Source organism: Dactylosporangium sp. NPDC049140, from assembly GCF_040648435.1.
The window spans coordinates 263,234-284,119 of sequence record NZ_JBEZDS010000009.1 but is presented as its reverse complement, the minus strand read 5'-3'; the positions used below and the strand labels follow the sequence as shown (position 1 = coordinate 284,119).

Here is a 20,886-nt window from a genome sequence, read left to right as displayed (position 1 = left end):
GCGTCACCTCCGCTTCGCTGCGGCGACGCCGCGACAGTGGCTGTGTTGCATGGTGAGCGGCCTCTCCGCTTCGCTCCGAACCGCTCACGGCGTCACCTCCGCTTCGCTGCGGCGACGCCGCGACAGTGGCTGTGTTGCATGGTGAGCGGCCTCTCCGCTTCGCTCCGAACCGCTCACGGCGTCATCTCCCGCAGTAGTCCGACGGTCAGGTTGCGCAGGAGCGGCACCTTGTACCCGTTGTCGCGCAGCGGTTTCGCCGCGGTCAGCTCCTCCTCGGCGGCCCGCTGGAAGCTCTCCGGCGTCGCGGGTGCCCCGCGCAGCGCCCGCTCCGCGGCCCAGGCGCGCCACGGCAGGTGGGCGACCGCGCCCCAGGCCAGCCGGACGTCGTGCACGACCCCATCGCGCACGTCCAGGGCGGCCGCGACCGAGCCCGCGGCGAAGGCGAACGAGGCGCGGTCGCGGACCTTGCGGTACCGCGAGCCGGCGGCCATGGCGCAGTCCGGGAGCACGACGGCGGTGATGAGCGATCCGGGCGGCAGGTTCGTGTCCCGGTCCGGCCGGTCACCGGGCCGGCGGAACAGGTCGTGCACGCTGATCGCGGCGGGGCCGTGGGGCCCGATGTACTGCACGGAGGCGTCCACCATGGCCAGCGCCACCGCCAGGTCGGACGGGTTCGTCGCGATGCACTGCGGCGACGCGCCCAGGATCGCCAGGTCGTGGTGCTCGCCGTCGCGGGCGTCGCAGCCGGCGCCCGGGATGCGTTTGTTGCACGCCTTCGTGAGGTCCTGGAAGTACCGGCACCGGGTGCGCTGCAGCAGGTTGCCGCCGACGGTCGCGCGGTTGCGCAGCTGCCCCGACGCGCCCGCGAGCAGCGCCTCGGACACGGCCGGGTATTTGGTCCGGATCACCGGATGCGTGGCCAGCTCGCTGTTTGTCACCAGCGCGCCGATGCGCAGGCCGCCGCCCTCGAAGGTCTCCACCTCGCGGTACGGCAGGTCGCTGACGTCCACGATGAGGTCGGGCGCGGTGACCCCGAGCTTCATGAGGTCGACGAGGTTCGTGCCGCCGGCCAGGTACGCCGCGCCCGGGCGGACCATCGTGGCGACAGCGCCCTCGGCGTTCTCGGCCAGTTCGTACCGGAACGGTTTCACAGCGCCCCCGCCACTTCGTAGACGGCGTCCGTGATGTGCGTGTACGCGCCGCACCGGCAGATGTTGCCGCTCATCGCCTCGCGGATCGCCGCCGGCGACTCGGTCTCCTCCGAGGTGAGCCCGACCGCGGAGCAGATCTGCCCCGGCGTGCAGAACCCGCACTGGAGCGCGTCGTGCGCGATGAACGCCTCCTGGATCGGGTGCAGCCCTTGCCCGGCGCTGAGGCCCTCCACGGTCGTGACCGCCTTGCCGTCGGCCGAGCAGGCGAGGATCAGACAGCTGACCACCCGGCGCCCGTCCAGCAGGACCGTGCAGGCCCCGCACTGCCCTTGGTCGCAGCCCTTCTTCGCCCCCGTGAGTTCGAGGTGCTCGCGCAGCGTGTCCAGCAGCGTCGTCCGGTTGTCCAGCCGCAGCTGGTGCTCGAGCCCATTGACCTGCAGCGTGATGTCGCTCTCGGTATCCGTCCTGCTCACGGCGCTGTCGCTACCCGCCTTGACATGAACCATGCTTCAGGTCCGAGGGTAATTTCATGCGTGTGATCGAGGTGGCCCGCTTCGGCGGTCCCGAAGAGCTCGTCCTGGTCGATGCCCCGGCCCCGGTCCCCGGCCCCGGCCAGGTGCGGATCGCGGTCGCGGCCGCCGACACCCTGTGGCTGGAGACGATGGTCCGCGCCGGCCGCGGCGACCCGTTCTTCCCGGTGGACCTCCCGTACCGCCCGGGGGTGGGCGTGGCCGGCACCGTGACCACCGTCGGCGGCGGCGTCGATCCACAGTGGATCGGCCGCCGGGTGGTCGCCTCCGTCGGCCACGCGGGCGGCGGCTACGCGACCGAGGCCCTGGCCGCCGCGGACGCCCTGGTCCCCGTGCCGGACGCGGTCGCGGACCGCGACGCCGCGGCCGTGCTCCACGACGGGGTGACCGCCCTGGCCGTGCTGGGCATCGCGCCGGTCGGCCCGGGCGACCGCGTCCTGATCACCGCGGCCGCCGGCGGCATGGGCGCCATCCTGGTCCAGCTGATCGCGGCCGCGGGCGCGACGGTGATCGCCGCCGCACGCGGCGAGGCCAAGCTCTCCCGGCTGCGCGCGCTGGGCGCCGAGCAGGTCGTGGACTACTCGGCACCGGACTGGACCCGTTCCGTGGCCCCGGTCGACACGGTCCTGGACGGCGCGGGCGGCTCGTACGGCCGCGCCGCGTTCGGCCTGGTGCGCCCCGGCGGCCGCTTCTCGGGCCACGGCATGCCCGCGGGCGGCTTCGCCACCGGGCCCGCCGGCGCCCACGACGTCACGACGACGGGCATCGAGGCCGTGCAACTGTCCCCGGTCCGCCGCCGGGCGCTGCTGTCGGAGGCGGTGCAGGCGGTGGCCGCGAAGCGCTTCGAGCCTTTGATCGGTCAGGTGTACCCGCTGGCGGACGCCCCGTCCGCCCACCGCGCGATCGAGGAGCGCACGGCGATCGGCAAGACCCTGCTCGTGCCGTAGCTCTCAGCAGTCGCAGGACACGGCCCAGCGCGGGGCGGTGAGCTCGTCGGCGGGCCGCCGCTCCGTGCCCTGCGAGGTCTCGAACTCGAGCCCCTCGCGCACCCAGTACTCGAATCCGCCGATCATCTCGCGGACCCGGTACCCCAGCCGCGCGAACTCCAGCGCCGCCCGGGTGGCCCCGTTGCACCCGGGCCCCCAGCAGTACGTGACGACCTCGGCGTCGCGCGGCACGACCTCGCCCGCGCGGACGGCGATGTCCGCGGTGGGCAGGTGCACGGCCCCGGGGAGGTGCCCCTGCGCCCAGGCCTGGTGCCCGCGGGAGTCGACGACGACAAGGTTCGCGGCCCCGGCCGACAGCGCCGAGTGCACGTCGCTGACATCGGTCTCGAACCGCAACCGGCGGCTGAAGTGCTCGATCGCTTCGCTCATGGGAGAAGCCTGAGGCCTGCGCGCCGCCGCCGACAGTGGCGAAAACGCCCCCCATCGCTAAGATCTCGTCATGCGCCCGAGCGTCGCCGTCCTCGCCTACTCCGGGATGTCCCTGTTCGAGACGGGCATCGTGACGGAGATCTTCGGTCTTCCGCGGCCCGAACTCGACGTCCCGTGGTACCGCCTGACGATCTGCGCCCCGGCCCCGGCCCCCGTGCCGGTCCTGGGCGGCGCCACCCTGCACCCGGCCGCCGGCCTGGACTTCCTCGCTACGGCCGACACGGTGATCGTCCCCGGCGTCGAGAGCGTCCGCGCCGACCCGGCCCCGGACGTCCTGGCGGCCCTGCGCGCGGCCCACGCCCGCGGCGCGCGCATCCTGTCGATCTGCTCGGGCGCGTTCGCCCTGGCCGCCGCGGGCCTGCTCGACGGCCGCCGCGCCACGACCCACTGGCGCTACGCCGACGTGTTCCGCGCCCGGTACCCGCACCTCGACCTGGACCCCGACGTGCTGTACATCGCCGAAGGCGACGTGTGGACCAGCGCCGGCAGCGCGGCCGGGCTCGACCTGTGCCTGCACGTGGTGCGCACCGACCACGGCGCCGCGGTCGCGAACGCGGTGGCCCGGCGGCTTGTCGTCCAGCCCCACCGCGACGGCGGCCAGGCCCAGTTCATCGAGGCCCCGATGCCCGCCGACGCCGAGGACGACCGGATCGCGGCGAGCCTCGCGTGGGCCCTGGCCCGCCTGCGCGAGCCGCTGACCCTGGCGGACCTGGCGCGCCAGGCGCACATGTCACCGCGGACGTACTTGCGGCACTTCACGCGCGCGACCGGCACGAGCCCGATCCGCTGGCTGCTGCGCCAGCGCGTCCAGGCGAGCCTGCCCCTGCTGGAGACGACCGACGCCCCGATCGAGCAGGTGGCGGCGGCCGTCGGCTTCGACGCCACGGTGACGTACCGCCACCACTTCACGAACGCGATGCGGACCTCGCCGTCCGCGTACCGCCAGGCCTTCCGGGCCCGCGACTAGACCCTAGGCGCGCTCGGCCAACGGCCGGCCGTCCCACTGCCACGACGTCCGCGGCTCATGCCCGGGCAGCTCGGCGCGGCCCGTCGCCCACAGCAGCACCAGCCACGGGTCGTCGTGCGCCGGCAAGTCGACGAAGAGCCGGTCGAGCACCTTGCGGCACAGGTCGGCCGGCGGCGCCCACGGGCGCTCCACGGTGTCGGCGATGTCCCACGCGTGCACGAGCACCTCCACCACGCCCATGGCGGCGAAGCCCTCGGGATCGCTGACGCCGTACGGGTGCCAGCCCCGGCGCGAGGCCGGAGCGGCGTCCACCACCCCGGCGAGCATGCCGCCGCACGCCTCCAGGACGCGCATCAGGCCGAGGGTGCCGCCCGTGGCCTCGACGAAGATGGTGCTCGCCGGGCCGCTGTCGCGCAGCGAGCGCCACACGACCGGCAGGTAGGACTCCCGGGGGCTGTCGGCGGCGGCGATCTGCCCGGCGTAGGCGAACAGGTCGTCCGCCGTGTGCTCGACGGTCTCCCAGCACGTCCAGGAAAGTGTGCCGGCGGGGCGCCCCCAGCCGTCGTCGGGCACGTCGGCGAAGGCCGCACGCACCAGGGACACGGAGCGGAGTACGTCGGCGCCGTTCATCGTCACCCTTCCGACGCTAGCAAATACAGGTGCCGCACAACGCCCTCGATGTCGGGCTCCTCGATCGTGAGGTCGTGCAGCTGGGCCGTCCCGGCCACCGAGGCGAGGATCGCGGCCACCGTCGTCGTGCCCGGCGCGAACGACAGCCGCTGCCGCAGCCCGCCCGCCTCCACGCCCACCAGCCGCGTCCCCGGCACCGCGGACAGCGGCGGCGCCGGCTCGGCCAGGTCCAGCACCAGGATGCGCTCGGCGCCGACCTGCCGGGCCAGCGCGTCGAGGGTGCCGTCGAAGGCGAGCCGCCCGCGGTCCACGACGAGCAGGCGGTCGGTCAGCCGGCGCACGTCGCCCATGTCGTGCGTGGCCAGCAGCAGGGTGGTACCGAGGGCGCGCTGCTCGATGAGGAACGTGCGCAGCCGCTCCTTGCTCAGCACGTCGAGGCCGATCGTCGGCTCGTCGAGGACGAGCAGCTCGGGGGAGTGCAGCAGGGCGGCCGCCACCTCGCCGCGGATGCGCTGGCCGAGCGAGAGCTTGCGCACGGGAGTGTCCAGGAAGGACGTGAGGTCGAGCCGCTCGGCGAGCTCGGCCAGGCGCGGGCGGTGGTCGAGGCGGTGGATGGCGCCCAGCGCGCGGTACGAGTCGCGCAGCGGCAGGTCCCACCACAGCTGGCTGCGCTGGCCGAAGACGACGCCGATGCGCCGGGCCAGGCGGCGCCGCTGCCGCATCGGCTCCAGGCCGCAGGTGCGCACCGCGCCGGCCGTGGGCCGCAGGATGCCGGTGAGCATCTTGATGGTGGTGGACTTGCCGGCGCCGTTGGCCCCGATGTAGCCGACCGCGGCGCCTCGTTCGATGCCGAACGTTAGCCCGTCGACGGCGACCACCTTGCCGAAGTGCCGCCGCAGGTCCGTGACCTCGATGATCATGATCCCGCCCCCGTGTAGTGCCGCAGCCCGGATCGCCAGCCCAGCAGCGCCACGCCCCAGAGCGCGGCCGCGGCCACCGGCGCGCACCAGCCGACCCAGGCCGGGAACCCGGGCGGTGGCGACAGGCGCAGCAGGGTCAGCGCCGGCAGGTACGCCACGAACGCCGTCGGCACCAAGAACGTGAACAGCACCCGCACCGGGTCCGGGTAGATCGTGGTCGGGAACTGCGACGCGTACTGCCCGCCGTAGACGAACGACGAGGTGACGTCGGAGCCCTCGACGAGCCAGAACTGCACCGCGGCCGCGGCGGTGAACAGGGCGGCGAAGATGGCCGCCCCGCAGAGCACGGTGAGCACGACGAGCAGCACGTTCGCGGCCGTCCACCGGATGTCGAGCCGGGCCAGGACCAGCGCCGCGACGACCGCGCCGGCCGCGGTGCGCCCGAGCCGGCGCAGCGACAGCTCAGCGGTGACGAGCTGCATGAGGACCGGCAGCGGGCGCAGCAGGAACGCGTCGAGCGTGCCGGTGCGCAGAAACCCGGGCAGCGCGTCGAGGTGGCCGAAGAACAGGTCGGCGAGGCTCATCGCGATGTGCCCGAGCGCGAAGACGAGCAGGGCCGCGCGGAACGTCAGGCCGCCGAGCGCGGGCACGTTGGCGAAGACGACGTACATCTCGCACAGCCCGCTGACGGTCGCGCCGACGCTCGCGAACAGTTCGATCGCGAACGATCCGCGGTACACCGTCTGCGCCCGCACGTGCATCCGCGCCAGGGTCACGTAGGGCCCGCTAACCACCCTGCACCACCAGCTTCCGCGTGCCGAGGGCGAAGACGGCGCGCCCGAGCCCGAGCAACCCCAAAAGCCAAAGAGCCTGCGTCAGTACCGTCGAGAGCCCGGCCTTTCCCGTGAGCACGTCGATCGGCGCCTGCAGCAGCGAGGGGAACGGTGTCGCCGCGGCCACCACGGCCAGCCAGTGCGGGAACCAGCGCACCGGCACCACGAGCCCGCAGAGCACGCCGGACAGCACGAGGTACAGCGTCATCGGCCCGCGCAGGTCCAGCAGCCAGAACGCGCTGAGGTTCACCAGCCACCGGCACGCGAACGACAGCGCGCAGGCGATCGCGACGCTCACCGCGCCGAGCGCGTAGGGCGCCGCCGTGTGCGGCAGCGTGAGCCCGGTGATCAGGAGGCCGGCCAGCAGCGGCGGGATCCCCCGCGGCAGCACCGAGAACGCGGCCCGGCCGAGGTCGGCGGCGAGGTAGGACAGCATCGGGTCGACCGGGCGGGCGAGGTCCACCGCGATGTCCCCGGAGCGGATGCGCTGCGCCAGCTCGGTCCAGGTGAACAGCATGACCGGGCCGATGAGGGCCTGGCCCAGCCACACGTACGTGGCGGTGGTGGCCCGGTCGTAGCCGGCGAGCGTGCCGCCCGCGGTGCCGACCACGGCGATCATCACGGCCGAGCGGATCAGGCCGAACACGCAGTTGGTGAACGCGGCCCCGAAGGTGGCCAGGCCGTACGCGGACCATCGGCGGAAGCCCAGCACGAAGAGGGTCGCGTACACCGGCAGGATTGTGTCAGCTCGCCATCGGCATATCGACCGGATTCGGGCCGGTGTCCTGCCACTGGCGCAGCATCGGGGTCACCGCCCAGCCGAGCTCCCGTTCGCGGGAGGCGGCGTCGGCGCACCGGGCGGCCCAGCTGCGCGCGGCCCGGGGCAGGGGCAGGCCCGCGCCGAGCAGTTCGTCGCGCAGCTCGTAGAGCACGGCCGCGGCGTGCTCGAACGCGGGGACCTCGCGGGCGCGCTCGTCGAGGGCGGCCATCCAGTCGAGCTCCCGGCCGCCGCAGGCCGGGCAGTCGCAGGACCACAGCCGCGGGTCCGGACGGGTGCGTTTGGCGCGCTGGATCGCGCTGATCCGGCGGTACGACATCGTGGGCTTGAAGATCGTCGCCGGCGGATGGTTCTTGTCGGTTTCCCGGGGCGCGAGGTGGCGCAGCGCGGCGACGGTGCCGACGGCCGCCGCGACCGCGCCGTGGCACAGCGCGCCCAGCGACGACAGGTCGCAGCGCAGCAGCATGACCGGGGTCGCGCCGCCGAGCAGCGCCAGCAGCCCGGGCACGCACCCCGGCAGTGCGAACGGGTCGGCCCGCGCCTCCAGCACCAGCGCGACCGGCACGGCGGCGTCGCGGAGGTGGCCGGTGAGCCTGGTCAGGTGCAGGCGGTCGCGCAGCCACGCCGGGTGCAGGGGCAGCACCGCGATCGCGTCGGGGATCGCCATCGCCCGGTGCAGGATGCTGGCCAGGCCGGCCTCGTCGCCGGCGTCGACGTACCCGGAGTCGGTGAGCACGGGCAGGCCCAGCTCACGCTGGCGGCGCAGCCAGCGCGGGTTGAACGGGGCGCGGGCCGGCATGCGGTCGGGCCCGGCGTACCGGGCCGCGTCCAGCAGCAGCGGCGCGCCGAAACGGGCCCGGCCGAGCAGGTAGGCGGCGGTTTCGAGCAGGCCGTGCTCATCGCCCTGGTGCGGCGCGACGACCAGCCCGCCGTGCGGCCGGTCGGCGATCGGGGCGCAGCGCAGGGCCTGGTTCGCCGTGCAGTACACGAGCAGGCTCCGCGCATCGAACATGACCCACCTCACGTTGGGTACATCGATCGTAACCAATCGTAGAGTGTGTCACTTACCGCAGTCGACCTCGATCGTCGTCGTGGCACTCGCGGTACTCGGCTCCGTCACGGCGATGCGCACCTGGTGCACGCCGTCCGTGCGCCCGACGGTGGCCTGCGTCGTCTCGCTGAACGAGGTCCCCGAGGCCGTGCGGCGCACGGTCGTCGACTCGTTGATGGTGTACCGCACGGGCAGCCCCGGCTGGCTCAGCGTCATGCGCACGGTGATCTTCGTGACGAGCGTGCCCCGGCAGGCGGTGAACGAGCCCGGGTCGGCGCTCACCGACACCGTCACCACCCGCGGCCCGCTCGGCGTGGTCGGCGCCGCCGAGGTCGGCCGGGCGGAGGAGCGGGTCGCCGACGGCCGCTCCGAGACCGTGGTCCGCTGCGCGGTCGCGGGCGGACCGAGCGTCACCGAGTCCTCGGGTACCACCGGCTGGGGCGTGTCGTGCACCGCCGCGGGCGGCCGGGGCCGGGGCCCGTCACCGGTGGCCAGCGCCACCAGCGCGATGCCGACGGCGAGCACGACCGCGATCCCGCCGCCGGCCAGCAGCACGACGCCGCGCCGCGAGAGGCCCTCCGCCGGTGGCGCCGGAAAGCCGTCAGGTACCCCCGATAACCCGTCCTCCGCTGAGCCGGGCGGTTCGGTCATTGGTGTCCCGTGAGCGTGGGCCGCGGCGGCTTGCGCGTCGTCGGCTTGGTGTCGGGCTTCGTGGTCTGCGTCGTCGGCGGCTTGGCGGTCGTCTTCGTCGCCCCCGGCTTGCCCGAGGTCGGCGCGTTGCCGCCCGGGATGTCGGTGGACGTCAGCTGCGGCCACGACTGGGTCGCCTGGGGAGCGTCGGCCGGCGACGGTACCCCGGAAGGCGCCACGCTCGCCGTCGACGACTCGGGGTTCGCGGCCGCGGGCGTGGGCTCGGCCCCACCGGTGCTCAGCGCCGCGGCGACCAGCCCGACGATCAGCACCAGCGCCAGGGCCCCGCAGGCGACCAGGATCTTGGTCTTGCGATCCATGGGCCCGGCGGCGTCGTCCTCCTCGGGCGGCGGTGGCAGCTTGAACTCGCCGGTGTACTCACCGTAAATAAACCGTGGCAGCCCGTCGCGCGTCGCGTCGTCGTCGGTCATTCGACCACCTTCCGGCAGGTGACGGTCACGGTGCTGCGGTCGTTACCCTAGACGCACCTCGTACGTTGTTGCGTTGTCGTCCGGCGCAACATCTTAATGGAACGTGAGAGGTTATCTAGGTCCGGTGCAGGCGTTGGTGAACGTCAGTGAGTCCGTCACGGTGCCGGGGCTGGTCACGGTCAAGGTCATCGGAAACGAGTACTTTCGGCTGCTGTCGACCCGTACGCGATAGGTCTCGGTGTACGTGCCGTCGGTCGCGGTGACGGTCTTGGCGGGCTTGCCCGTGGTCGCGTACGTCACCTTCGTCCCGGCCGGGTTCGTGGCGATCGTCACGGTCACCTGAACGTCGAGCCCGTTGCTGGAGCACGGCCCGTTGTACGTCAACGGGTTGAGCCCGATCTTCGCCGACGTCACCACCGGCGGCTTCGGCGACTGGGTGGTCGGCTTACTGGTCTTCGGCGCCCGAGTGGTCGGCGCCGGCGACGACCACGAGGGCGCGGCGCTGGGTGACGGCACCTCGTCGGACGGTGACGGCTCCGTGTTCACCAGGGCCGCGTCGGTGGCGGAGCTGGCGGGGGCCCCTTGCGCGGCCTGGTGCGTGCCGGCGGGCCCGCCACCGTCGACAAAGAACCCGACGGCAACGAGGAACACGAGAACACCGGCGCCGATGAGGGCGGCAACCTTGAGCTCGGAGCGAATGCCGGGCGGAGCGGGACGATCGAACTGCGGCTCGGGTTCCGGCTCCGCCGCGAGGCCGGCCACGAGCGGCTGTTCCTGCGTGACGTCGGCCTCTTGGGCGACGGCATGCTCCTGAGTGACGTCCACGCCACCATCGCGCTGCGAGGAGGCCGCGCCGGCTCCGACAGCCGCGCCGGACCCGAAGGCTGCGCCAGGTCCGACGGCCGCGCCAGCTTCCACGGCCGCGCCACCTTCCACGGCCACGCCAGCCTCCACGGCCGCGCCAGCTTCCACGGCCGTGTCAGGTCCGACGGCCGTGCCACCTTCCACGGCCGCGCCAGCTTCCACGGCCGTGTCAGGTCCGACGGCCGTGCCACCTTCCACGGCCGCGCCAGCTTCCACGGCCACGCCAGCCTCCACGGCCGCGCCAGCTTCCACGGCCGTGTCAGGTCCGACGGCCGCGCCAGGTCCTGTGGCCTCGCCGCGTCCTGCAGCGTCGCTAGGTCCTGTGGCCTCACCGGCTCCCACGGCCTCGGCGGCACCATCAGCCTTCCCCGGTCCCTCAGCCTTGCCAGGCCCTTCGGACGCGCCGGTCAGAGCCATCGCGATCGTTGTCGCGCCCCCTGGACTTGCGGCCTTCTGGTCCGCCCCGGCGACGGTCGTCGACCCTTGTGCAGCCGCGGCCGCCGGCCCTTGCGCGACCGCCTCGGCCGCCGTCGTCGGCCCTTGCGCAACCGCCCCGGCCGCCGTCGTCGGCCCTTGCGCAACCGCCCCGCCCGCGGCCGCCGGCCCTTGTGCAGCCGCAGCCGCTCCCGCTCCCGCTTCGGGATCGGCCGCGCCCGATTGTCCGGAAATTTCAGGACTCGTCCCCGGCTCCGCCGCCGGATGCCCAGCCACGGCGGCCAGCGCCGCCCGCACGGCCGCCAGCGACGGCCGATCCCGCGGATCCTCGCTCATGAGAGCGGCCACCGTCTCCGGCGCGGCATCGGGGGAGGCGAGCGCGAGCGTCGCCCCGAGCGAGTAGAGATCGGCCTCGGGCCCACCCTCGCCGGCGCGGCGCCGCTCGGGCGCCACGAAGGCGGGGTCGCTCAGCGGCAGGTGCGGGTCGAGCATGGCGGCGACGGCGAAGTCGGTGAGCTGGGCGGTGCCGTCGGACAGGAGCAGTACGTTGGCCGGCTTCACGTCACCGTGCGTGATACCCGCGGCGTGGGCGACGGCCAGGGCGTCGAGCAGGACCAGGCCGAGCTCCGCGCCCTCGGCGGCCGGGAGCGGGCCCTCGGTGCTGACGCGCTCGCCCAGGGAGCGGCCCTCGACGAGATCCATGACGATCCACGGCCCGTCGTCGGTCACCACGACCTCGTGGACCCGAACGATCGCCGGGTGCTCGACCCGCCCGGCGGCGCGCGCCTCGCGGTTGACGCGGTCGCGCTCGGCGGTCGTCATGAGCTCCGGCAGCCGCACCTCCTTGATCGCCACCATCTGCCGCCGCCGCAGGTCACGGGCGCGCCACACGATGCCCATGCCGCCCGCGCCGATCGCGTAGTCCAGCCGGTACCGGTCCGCCAGCGTCTTCAAGATCTGATCCCGCCCAAGCTCGCTAAAGGGACATCTCAGCATGCCCGTGCCCGGTGTGGAGGTCGGACAATCGGTTGGTTCACTCTGTCGTATAGGTGCCTGTGAGTCGAACCTCTTCGATGTCAAGTCTGCCCTGCAACTGCCTGAGCACCACGTCGTCGATCCGGCGTTCATCCCGGAGCCGCACGATCGTCGCCCGTTTGTGCGCCAGCAGTTCCAGCTTCATCGTTGTGTACTGTTCGTGCTCGATCCGCTCCACGCGGTCGCTCTCCTCGTCGCCCTCGTCCAAGCCGGCGAGATGCTGCTCGTACTCCTTCCGCAGCCGCGACACCACCAGCTCCTCGGCCCCGAGCCGCGTGCCGATCTCCGGCAGCGCGTCCAGCGCCTCCCTGGTCGCCGTCGTCTGGGCCAGCAGCAGTTCCTGCCGCGGACCGTCGTCCTCGGGCAGCCGCGCCCAGCGTACGACGGCCGGCATACACAGCCCGAGCAGCAGGGTCAGCACGATGACGCCCGAGGTGACGAAGACGATCAGGTCCCGCTCGGCCACCGCGGAAGGCACCGCCAGGGCCGCGGCCAGTGACACCGCGCCGCGGAAGCCGGCGAACGCGTTGACGAGCCGCGCCCGCGCGCCGACCCGCCGCAACCGCTGCTGGGGGCGGCGGTCGAGGGCGCGAATGAGGTACGGCGTCGTGAACCCCCACACGAACCGCAGCCCGACCACGGTGCCGCCGACGGCCGCCAGCACGACCGCCGCGTGCGCGAGGGTGCCGTCGGTGAGCCCGCGCACCGAGTCCGGCAGCTGCATGCCGATGAGCACGAACAGCGCCCCGTTGAGCACGAACGTGGTGAGCGTCCAGAACGCCACCGCCTGGGTCCGCGTGCGGGCGGTCACGGTACGCGGCCCGGTCTGGCTGAGCACCAGGCCGCAGGCGACCACGGCGAGTACCCCCGACGCATGCACCACCTCGGCCAGCAGGAACGCCACGAACGGCGTCACGACGGAGACGGTGTTGGCCAGCAGCGGATCATCGCCGATCACGCGCCGCGCGAGGATCGCCAGCCAGGCGGTGACGAACCCGGCGAGCACACCACCGGCGTACGCGAGCAGGAACAGCAGCCCCACCTGCCCCGCGGCCAGCTCACCCCCGTCGACCGTCACGGTCAACGCGAGCCCGAAGATCACCAGTGCGGTGCCGTCGTTGACGAGGCTCTCGGCCCGCAGCACCGTGGTCGTGCGCCGGGGCAGCCCGCGCGCGAGCACCGACACGGCGGTCGCGTCGGTGGGCGCGATGGCCCCGCCCAGCACCCAGGCCGGCCCCCAGGCCACCCCGAGCAGATGCGCGACGTACGCGACCCCGCCCGCCGTCGCGATCACCAGCACCGTGGAGAGCAGCACGATCACGCGAAGGTTGCTGTAGATCTCGCGGAGCGAGGTGGTGAGGCTCTCCCAGTACAGCAGCGCCGGCAGGAACAGCAGCAGCACCGCCTCCGGCGGCAGCCGGACCATGGACAGCACCGGCACCAGCCCGAGTAAGGCCCCCATGACGAGCAACAACACCGGCGGCGCCACGCGCACACGCTGGGCGATCATGCCGGCCAGCAGCAGCGCGACACCGAGTGCCACGACGACTTCGAGCGCGCCCAGGGCGGGCCTCCTCCATGCGGGGGTTATCGCCGTCCCATTCTTCAACGCCCCGCCCGAACCCGCCTACCGCACCCCGGACTCGCGCCGGCGGTGCGGCTCTCATTCGGGGCGCTGCGGTTCGCCGCCCGCAGCGCCCTCCCCCCATGGGCCCCCAGTTCAGCGCAGCGCCGGGAACCCGCCCAGCTGCTGCTGCCCGGCCTCGGCCTTGACCTGCGCCGCGGCCGCCGTCACCGACCCGGCCGCCGCCGCCCGCTCGACCACCGCCGCCACCACCTTCGGCGCCGCGAACGAGGTGCCGCTCCACGCCGCCCAGCCCGAGGCGAAGCCCGGGTGGTGGATGAAGGTGCTGACGATCTCCGCGCCCGGCGCCACGAGGCTGACCCACGACCCGCGGTTGCTCCAATCGCACACGCTGTTGCCGTCGTGCGCCGCCACCGCCAGCACCTGCGAGGCCCACGGCGAGTCGCTCGCCGCGAACGCCGCCGGCCAGAACGGCCGGTCCTGGATGCCGTCGTTGCCCGCCGCCGCGACGACGACGCGCCCGGTGCCCGACAGGAACGTGGAGAGCGCCGCGGAGAGGATCGCCGGCGGCTGGTCGCCGAACGAGAACCCGCCCAGCGACAGGTTGAGCACGTCGACGTCGGTGAGCCCGCCGATCGCGGTGGCCAGGTCGGCCTCGGTGCACACACCGAAGCTGTCGAGGACCTTCACGATGCGGATCTGGGCCGCGTCGGTCGCCTGCACCACGACCCCGGCGATGAAGTTCGCGTGCCCCACGTCGGAGTCGAGCTCGCCGTTGTCGTCGCTGTCGAGGACGGTCTCGATGTTCTCCGGTGTGGCCGAGTAGCAGCCGGCCAGGAGCGGGCTGTCGACGTACACCCCGGTGTCCATGACAACGACCCGTACGGAGGATGCACCTCCGGCCGAAGGGGCGAGCTTGGACGGGGGAGCGTCGGCCGCCATGGGCGGGCCGAACGGGCCGCCGTGCTCGTACGGCGTCGACATGAACACGTGGTTCGGGCCGACGACGGCGTCCGGGAGCTGGCCGCGCAGCTGCCGGACCGCGGCGGTGACGTCGAGGCCGCGGGCCGTGAACCGCCGCAGGCCGGCGTGCGGCTCGTCCTCGGTGATGTCACCGGACCGGTGGCCCAGGCCGTTGAGCGTGCGGTGCGCGATCCCGGCGCCGCGCTCGGAGACCAGGATCTCGTCGGCGACGAAGCGCACCGGCCGGCCGGACTGTACTTCGGTACGCAACCACGGCAAGGTGGACAGGCGTGCGGTGCGGACCTGCTCCCACCGCCGAAGACGATCGTTTGGTACGGACATGAATGCTCCCCAAAACAGATCAACAATGAGGCCGGTGACATGAGTCGCGCTCCGGGCTCCGTGATACACATCGGAGCCTTTGGCAGGATGCAACCATGACGGCAGCGTCCGTGCTCCCCTCCGCCGACGAAGCTCTGGCGCAGCGGCTGCTCCCGATTGTCATGGCCGATCCCGGCAAGGCCAAGCACCTCGCCGAGGCGGCGCTCGACGACGCCAAGCGCGACGCCGACCCGGGCCGCCAGGCGGTGGCCCTGCGCGCCCTCGGCCTGGTCGCGCAGGCCCAGCACGACGCCGCCGCCGCGGCGACCCACCTCAAGGCCTCGATGAGCGTGGCCCGCCGTCACGGCCTGCGGGTGCACGAGGCCGAGGCGAGGATGAGCCACGCGCTGATCCTCGACGACCTCGGCCGGCCGAGCGCGGCGCTCAAGGAGATCGACCGCGCCGTGGCCGAGCTCAACGGCCACCGGCGGGCCCGGGCGATCATGCAGCGCGCGCTGATCCTGCGCCGCCTCGGCTTCGACCGGCAGGCCATGGAGCTGTACCGCAGCGCCCTGCGTGCCTTCCGTGAGTCGGGCGACCAGGTGTGGGAGGCGCGCACCCTGACCAACCGGGGCGTGCTGCACGGGTACCGCGGCAACCTCAAACAGGCCGAGAACGACCTGCGGGCCGCCCAGGCGCTCTACAACCGGCTCGGCATGGCCACCGCCGCCGCCCAGGTCGAGCACAACCTGGGCTTCGTCGCGGCCCAGGCCGGCGACGTGCCCACCGCCCTGGCCCGCTATGACCGTGCCCACGACCGGCTGTGGAGCACCGGCGTCGCCGCCGTCGGCCTGCTCGACCGGGCCGACCTGCTGCTGTCGGTCCGGCTCCTGCCCGAGGCCGAGACCTCCATCCGCGCCGCCATCGACGCCTGCACCGACGGCCACCTCGACTCGGTGCTCGGCCTGGCCCACCTCACGCTCGCCCGGCACGGCCTCGCCGCCGGCACCCCGGCCGAGTCGAAGGAGGCCGCCGCGGCCGCGCGCCGGGTGTTCCAGCGCCAGGGGCGCACGGTGTGGAGCGCCCGGGCCCGGGTCGCCGAACTCGCCGCCGTCGTCGCCCTCGGCAAGGCCAACCGCGGCACCCTGCGTGACCTGCGCTCGGTCGCGGGGCACCTGCTCGAGGCCGGCTGGGTGCAGCCCGGCTGGGACGCGCTGCTCGACGCCGCCCAGCTCGCGGTCGACCTCGGCGAGCTCTACACCGCCCGCGAGCTGCTCACCGAGGCGGGCGGCGCGGCCAAGCTCGGCCCGGCCCCGCTGCGCGTGCGCTGGTGGCACATCCGCGCCCGGGTCGAGCTCGCCTCCGGGGCCGTCGCGGAGTCGGTGCGGGCGGCCACCTCGGGGCTGCGGCAGGCCGACGCGTACCGGGCCAGTCTCGGCGCCACCGAGCTGCGCGTGCGCGGCAGCGCGGAGACCGTGGCCCTGGCCGGCCTGCGGCTGCGGCTCGCCCTGGTCCACGGCGGACCGGCCGCCGCCCTGGCCTGGGCCCAGCGGTGCCGCGCCGCCGCCCTCTCCCTGCCCCCGACGCACCCGTCCACCGACCCGGTCGTCGCCCGGCACCTGATCGAGCTGCGGCGGATCAACGGCGAGCTGGCCGCGGCGCCGACGGGACCGCAGCGCACCAGCCGCCTGCTGCGCCGGCAGCGCGTGCTGGAGGCCGAGATCCGCCGCCGCTCGTGGCGGGCGCCCGGTTCTTCACCAAACGCTGTGGAGTTGTCGATCCCCGCACTCGCGGCGGCGCTGGGGGAGCGGGTGCTCGTCGAGCTGCTGGACATCGACGGGCGCCTGCATGCCCTCGTCGTGCGCGGGCGCAGGGTCACGCATCGCATTGTTGGCGAGATCGATGCGGTGCGAGCCGAGCTGGAGTCGCTGAGGTTCGCCCTGCGCAACCAGGTGCTGGGACACGCCGCGGGCGGCGAGCGACTCGAGCGGCGCGCCGAGGTTCTCGACCGGCTCCTGCTGGGCCCGCTCGCCGATCTGCTCGGCGACGGGCCGCTGGTCCTGGTGCCGACCGGTGCCCTCCACGCGCTGCCGTGGGGAATGCTACCCCGCCTCCGCGGCCGCTCGCTGACCGTCGCACCCTCCGCGACGATTTGGCTGCGGCGCGTAACTATGTCCACTGTGGACGGCAAGCTCGTGCTGGTCGGGGCCCATTCGGCGGAGCAGGCGGCCGACGAGGTGCGCGAGATCGCCGCCGACCGGCCGGGCGCGACGGTGCTCGCCGGCGACCGGGCGCGGGTCGAGCCCGCCCTCGCCGCGCTGGACGGGGCCGCGGTCGGGCACATCGCCGCACACGGCGAGTTCCGCGTGGACAACCCGCTCTTCTCGTTCCTCATGCTCGCCGACGGGCCCCTCACGGTGTACGACCTCACCGCCCTGCGCCGCCCGCCCGCGCTGCTGGTGCTGTCCGGATGCGACACCGGCCTGGCCGACGTCCACCCCGGCGACGAGCTCATGGGACTCGTCGCGGCGCTGCTCAACATGGGTACCGCCACCGTGATCGCCTCCACCGGACCGGTCGACGACGGCGCCACCCGCCAGCTCATGTGCGCCTTCTACGGCCACCTCGCCAAGGGCCTCGGCCCGGCCGCCGCACTCGCCGCCGCCCAGGCGTCCGCGGGGCCGCGCGACCGGGCCAGCGCCGAAAGCTTCGTCTGCTTCGGGGCGGGCTGACGAGGGCTGCGCAGCCGAGCTGGCACATATAGCCACGGCCCGATGATCAGCCTCGGAAAATGTCGGACCCCGGGCCTACGATGTCGCCCGTGACCCGACGACGTGCTCGCATCCCGCTCGCCACCCTGGTGGCGCTGCTGGTGCTGGGCGCGCTCGTCGCCTGGGGGGTCGGCGGCGCCCTCGGCCTGCGCTTCGACCGGGCCGCGATCCCCGTCGAGCGCCCCGCCGTCGCCGATGTGGCCGCGCCGGCACCCGTGGCGATCGCGTCGATCTCGCTGCCCGCCTCGCCGCGGCTCACCCTGGCCGCCGCCGCGGTCGCCGACGCCCTGGCGACCCGCGGTGCCGTCCGGCCGGTGATCGTCGACGACGGTCCGGCCGATTTGGCGGTACACGTTGATCAGTCAATCCCCGCAGGCTCCTACCGCATCGACGACCCGTTGGCGATCACGGGCGGCGACGACACGGGCGCCGCCTCGGGCCTCTACGCGCTCGCCGACCGCATCCGCTCGGGCGAGCCGCCGCTGCCGGACGGGCAGAAGGCCCAGATCGTCACGCCCCGCCTCGGGCTGCGGCTCACCGACGCCGGATCGGTCGGCCGCGAGCCCGACGTCGCCGCCTTCGCCGCCGGCACCGACTACTCGCTCAACACCGACGTCGTCGGCGGTGCGCTGCTGCCGGGCGCGCCGTGGGTCGACCAGGTCGCCGTCGAGCGGATCTCCCGGCAGTTCCACCAGTTCGTCGAGCACTCGCTCGCGCAGGGGTACAACGCCGTGGTGCTGCCCGGCTTCCTGGAGTACATCGCGTTCAGCCGGGTCGGCGACGGGCACGCGGTCTACCCGGGCGCCGACTCCCACATCGCCCGCGCCGACGCGCTCACCGCCGCCTTCGCGCCCGTGTTCCGCTACGCCGCCGACATGGGCATGAAGGTGTACCTGCTGACCGACATGCTCGCCGTGTCGCCCCCGCTGCAGCAGTACCTCGAAAAGACCTACGGCGGCCTCAAGGTCGAGGATCCGCATTTCTGGCGGGTGTACGCGCTGGGCCTGGCCGAGCTCTTCGAGCGCATGCCGTTCGTCAGCGGCCTCATGATCCGCGTCGGCGAGGGCGGCGACGTCTACAAGCAGCCCGGCTGGGACTACAGCTCCAAGATCGCGGTCACCACCCCGCAGGCCGTGCGCACCATGCTCGACACGCTGCTCGGCGCCGCGGGCGAGGCCGGGCGCGACATCATCTTCCGCACCTGGACCGTCGGCGTCGGCGCGGTCGGCGACCTGCACACCGACCCGGCCGCCTACGAGCAGGTCCTCGGCGACTTCGACAACTCGCACCTGGTCGTGTCGACCAAGTACTCCCTCGGCGACTTCTACAGCCACCTGCCGTTCAACTCGACGCTGGAGACCGGCGCGCAGCGGCGGATCGTGGAGTTCCAGTCCCGGCGCGAGTTCGAGGCGTTCGGCTCGCTGCCCAACGACCTCACCGGGCTGCACCAGCAGGCCCTGCAGCGCTTCCTCGCCGCCAACCCGCACGTCGAGGGGGTGTGGACCTGGACCCAGGACGGCGGGCCACTGCGCGCCGGGCCGATGACGCTGCTGCTCCGCTCGGGGTTCTGGCAGCTGTACGACCTGAACTCCTACGCCCTCGGCCGGCTCGCCTGGGACCCGGCCACCCCGGCGGCCCAGATCACCGCCGACTGGGCCCGGCAGACCTTCTCCGACGACCCGGCGACCGTCACCGCGATCAGCCGCATGATGTCCATGTCCCGCGAGGCGGTCACCAAGGGCCTCTACCTGGGCCCCTACGCCGACGACAAGGTCGAGGCGCTCGGCCTCGAGCCGCCGCCGATGATGTGGATCTTCGAGTGGGACATCGTCACCGGCGACTCGGCCGCGCTCGACAGCATCTACGCCGTGAGCCGCGACCGCCTCGAACAGACCATCGCCGAGGGCGACCGCGCCGTGGCCCTGGCCGCCTCGATGCAGGAGACGATCGCCGCCACCGACCCGGCGACCTGGCGCGACGCCACGCTGCGGGCGAAGCTCATCGACACCCTCGCGTACGAGACCGACCTGTTCCGCACGCTCGGCGCCTACCGCACGATGTTCCTGCGGCACGCGCAGTGGCTCGACACCGGCTCGCCGTCGGCGCGCTCGGCGTGGCAGGTGGCGGAGCGGCAGTACCGCACGGCCCGCGACGCGCACGTGGCGCGCTACGGCGGGGACGTGGACCTGCCGGCGTACAACTTCACCGCCGCCGACATCGGTGCGACCCGGGCCGACCGCGACCCGCTCATGGCCGTGCTGGCCCGCATCCTCCTCGGCCTCGTCGTGCTGCTCCTGCTCGTCGGCGCCGTCGGCCGCTCCACCGGGATGCGCGCGCTCTGGCTCGGTGCGACCCGCCCGTGGCGCCTGGCCGACCTCTCGCCGCTGCCGAACCGGCTCGACCGGCTGCTCGTGATCGCCGTTCCGGTCGCGGCGCTCGTGCTGTCGCGGCTGGTGTTCACCTGGTTCGCCGCGCCCGCGCACCTCGTGGTCTCCCTCGGCGGCTGGCTGCTGTTCGCCCTGACCGCCCGGGTGGTGGCCGGGCGCCGCGACCCGTTCCACCTGTGGGCCGCGATCGGCGGCGTGGCGATGCTGCGCTCGGTGATCCTGCTGGCCGCCATGATCCTGCGCGGCCCCGGCGGGTACTGGTTCGCGTTCTGGACCGACCCCGTGCGCCGCTCGATCTACGTGTGCGTCGCCTTCGCCGCGTTCGCCTGGCTCTTCGTCGCCGTCGCGCTCGTGCTGCGCGACCGGTACTCGCTGCCCCGCCGCCGGGCGACGGCGGTCGTGCTGGCGGGCCTGGGCGTGCCACTGGTGGTGCTGGGCGGGCTGGTGGCGGTGCTGGGCCTGGAGCGCGCGCTGACGATCTGGAACGACCAGATGGCGCTGCTGCCGTGGGGCCTGTCGCGGATTCTGGGCATCACGGTGTACCTGGGAATCCCGACGTACCTGCCCTCGGCCGCCGTGGTGCTGGGCGCCGCCCTGCTCGGCGCCGCGTCCCTGCTGTCCCTGGTCCGCCGCGCCCGCCACACCGCCGACGGCCCGCGCCCGGCCCTGCTGGCGGGCACATCCGGCAAGCACTCGCGCCTAAACCCCGACCGGCCCGACGACGCACCGCCGCGGGGGGCGCTCCCGGCCCTGCCGTCCCGCCGCCCCGCGATCCCGTTACCGTCCCGATTACCGCGAGCCAACGAGGACGACCCGCGCGAGGACCACAACCCCCGCCACGCCCTCTGACCCCGCCCGGCGCTGTCATCGGGTGCCGGTGCCCGGGGCTGGGCGGCGGCCGAGGGGTCGTGTCCGCGTTTCGCGAGGCCGGCAGCGGTTCGCGAACGCGCGCGTGGCTTGGCCGGTCCGCGGGCGTTCGGGTTGCGCGCGGCTCGGTCAACGGCGGCCGTTCGGTTCGCGTGGGGCGGAGTCGGCGGCGGCCGTTCGGTTCGCGTGGGGCTGAAACAGCGGCGGGCGGGGACGGTTCGCGTGGGATTGAAACAGCACG

Annotated in this window: 17 protein-coding genes; 4 read left to right on the top strand and 13 right to left on the bottom strand. The window is 73.8% G+C overall.

Translation table 11 applies throughout. The annotated features are described in order from the left end of the window. Positions 1-173: 173 nt before the first annotated feature. Together AB0B76_RS18095 and AB0B76_RS18090 are read right to left on the bottom strand one after the other, a co-directional pair. A complete protein-coding gene (locus AB0B76_RS18095) occupies positions 174-1,151 on the bottom strand; it encodes a xanthine dehydrogenase family protein subunit M (protein WP_360375994.1) in 978 nt (325 codons plus the stop codon). After that, positions 1,148-1,597, bottom strand: coding sequence for a 2Fe-2S iron-sulfur cluster-binding protein (locus tag AB0B76_RS18090; protein WP_360376083.1), 450 nt, complete (start codon positions 1,595-1,597; stop codon positions 1,148-1,150). Before AB0B76_RS18090 ends, AB0B76_RS18095 begins: the two co-directional genes overlap by 4 nt. Before the next feature lie 83 nt (positions 1,598-1,680). Between AB0B76_RS18090 and AB0B76_RS18085 the strand changes: the two genes are divergently transcribed. Further along, complete coding sequence (locus AB0B76_RS18085; RefSeq protein ID WP_360375992.1) at positions 1,681-2,628, top strand: zinc-binding dehydrogenase; 948 nt, start codon at positions 1,681-1,683, stop codon at positions 2,626-2,628. A gap of 3 nt (positions 2,629-2,631) precedes the next feature. Here AB0B76_RS18085 and AB0B76_RS18080 read toward each other — a convergent pair whose 3' ends face one another. After that, on the bottom strand, positions 2,632-3,057 hold the full coding sequence (locus AB0B76_RS18080) for a rhodanese-like domain-containing protein (RefSeq protein ID WP_360375990.1): 426 nt from the start codon (positions 3,055-3,057) through the stop codon (positions 2,632-2,634). A 70-nt stretch (positions 3,058-3,127) separates the two neighbouring features. Here AB0B76_RS18080 and AB0B76_RS18075 point away from each other — a divergent pair, with 70 nt between their 5' ends. Continuing rightward, positions 3,128-4,084, top strand: a complete 957-nt coding sequence (locus AB0B76_RS18075; protein WP_360375987.1) for a helix-turn-helix domain-containing protein — start codon at positions 3,128-3,130, stop codon at positions 4,082-4,084. A 3-nt stretch (positions 4,085-4,087) separates the two neighbouring features. Here AB0B76_RS18075 and AB0B76_RS18070 read toward each other — a convergent pair whose 3' ends face one another. The 10 genes from AB0B76_RS18070 to AB0B76_RS18025 all read right to left on the bottom strand — a co-directional run bounded on the left by AB0B76_RS18070 (position 4,088) and on the right by AB0B76_RS18025 (position 14,569). Beyond that, a complete protein-coding gene (locus tag AB0B76_RS18070; RefSeq protein ID WP_360375985.1) occupies positions 4,088-4,720 on the bottom strand; it encodes a maleylpyruvate isomerase N-terminal domain-containing protein in 633 nt (210 codons plus the stop codon). Further along, positions 4,717-5,634, bottom strand: coding sequence for an ATP-binding cassette domain-containing protein (locus AB0B76_RS18065; protein ID WP_360375982.1), 918 nt, complete (start codon positions 5,632-5,634; stop codon positions 4,717-4,719). The genes AB0B76_RS18070 and AB0B76_RS18065 overlap by 4 nt, the downstream gene beginning before the upstream one ends. Beyond that, positions 5,631-6,410 carry an ABC-2 family transporter protein gene (locus tag AB0B76_RS18060; protein WP_360375980.1) on the bottom strand — a complete coding sequence of 260 codons (780 nt, stop codon included), beginning with the start codon at positions 6,408-6,410 and terminating at the stop codon, positions 5,631-5,633. The genes AB0B76_RS18065 and AB0B76_RS18060 overlap by 4 nt, the downstream gene beginning before the upstream one ends. A gap of 10 nt (positions 6,411-6,420) precedes the next feature. Further along, a complete protein-coding gene (locus AB0B76_RS18055) occupies positions 6,421-7,197 on the bottom strand; it encodes an ABC-2 family transporter protein (RefSeq protein ID WP_360375977.1) in 777 nt (258 codons plus the stop codon). A 13-nt stretch (positions 7,198-7,210) separates the two neighbouring features. Then, entirely contained in the window at positions 7,211-8,257 is a 1,047-nt protein-coding gene (locus AB0B76_RS18050; RefSeq protein WP_360375975.1) for a hypothetical protein, read from the bottom strand. A 48-nt stretch (positions 8,258-8,305) separates the two neighbouring features. After that, a complete protein-coding gene (locus tag AB0B76_RS18045; protein ID WP_360375972.1) occupies positions 8,306-8,947 on the bottom strand; it encodes a hypothetical protein in 642 nt (213 codons plus the stop codon). Then, positions 8,944-9,417: a hypothetical protein gene (locus AB0B76_RS18040; RefSeq protein ID WP_360375969.1), complete on the bottom strand. Its 474-nt coding sequence runs from the start codon at positions 9,415-9,417 to the stop codon at positions 8,944-8,946. The genes AB0B76_RS18045 and AB0B76_RS18040 overlap by 4 nt, the downstream gene beginning before the upstream one ends. A gap of 111 nt (positions 9,418-9,528) precedes the next feature. Then, positions 9,529-11,712, bottom strand: coding sequence for a protein kinase (locus tag AB0B76_RS18035; protein ID WP_360375966.1), 2,184 nt, complete (start codon positions 11,710-11,712; stop codon positions 9,529-9,531). A 37-nt stretch (positions 11,713-11,749) separates the two neighbouring features. Next, positions 11,750-13,294: a Na+/H+ antiporter gene (locus tag AB0B76_RS18030; protein ID WP_360375963.1), complete on the bottom strand. Its 1,545-nt coding sequence runs from the start codon at positions 13,292-13,294 to the stop codon at positions 11,750-11,752. A gap of 177 nt (positions 13,295-13,471) precedes the next feature. Further along, a complete protein-coding gene (locus AB0B76_RS18025; RefSeq protein WP_360375960.1) occupies positions 13,472-14,569 on the bottom strand; it encodes a S8/S53 family peptidase in 1,098 nt (365 codons plus the stop codon). 167 nt (positions 14,570-14,736) lie between these two features. Between AB0B76_RS18025 and AB0B76_RS18020 the strand changes: the two genes are divergently transcribed. Beyond that, positions 14,737-17,352, top strand: coding sequence for a CHAT domain-containing tetratricopeptide repeat protein (locus tag AB0B76_RS18020; RefSeq protein ID WP_360375957.1), 2,616 nt, complete (start codon positions 14,737-14,739; stop codon positions 17,350-17,352). A gap of 89 nt (positions 17,353-17,441) precedes the next feature. Further along, complete coding sequence (locus AB0B76_RS18015; protein WP_360375954.1) at positions 17,442-20,627, top strand: hypothetical protein; 3,186 nt, start codon at positions 17,442-17,444, stop codon at positions 20,625-20,627. Positions 20,628-20,886: the final 259 nt, after the last annotated feature.

Coding starts and splice junctions, on each gene's coding strand:
- AB0B76_RS18065 (WP_360375982.1), bottom strand. CDS start 5,634: ATGATCATCGAGGTCACGGACCTGCGGCGGCACTTCGGCAAGGTGGTC.
- AB0B76_RS18050 (WP_360375975.1), bottom strand. CDS start 8,257: ATGTTCGATGCGCGGAGCCTGCTCGTGTACTGCACGGCGAACCAGGCC.
- AB0B76_RS18020 (WP_360375957.1), top strand. CDS start 14,737: ATGACGGCAGCGTCCGTGCTCCCCTCCGCCGACGAAGCTCTGGCGCAG.
- AB0B76_RS18075 (WP_360375987.1), top strand. CDS start 3,128: ATGCGCCCGAGCGTCGCCGTCCTCGCCTACTCCGGGATGTCCCTGTTC.
- AB0B76_RS18040 (WP_360375969.1), bottom strand. CDS start 9,417: ATGACCGACGACGACGCGACGCGCGACGGGCTGCCACGGTTTATTTAC.
- AB0B76_RS18035 (WP_360375966.1), bottom strand. CDS start 11,712: ATGCTGAGATGTCCCTTTAGCGAGCTTGGGCGGGATCAGATCTTGAAG.
- AB0B76_RS18085 (WP_360375992.1), top strand. CDS start 1,681: ATGCGTGTGATCGAGGTGGCCCGCTTCGGCGGTCCCGAAGAGCTCGTC.
- AB0B76_RS18080 (WP_360375990.1), bottom strand. CDS start 3,057: ATGAGCGAAGCGATCGAGCACTTCAGCCGCCGGTTGCGGTTCGAGACC.
- AB0B76_RS18045 (WP_360375972.1), bottom strand. CDS start 8,947: ATGACCGAACCGCCCGGCTCAGCGGAGGACGGGTTATCGGGGGTACCT.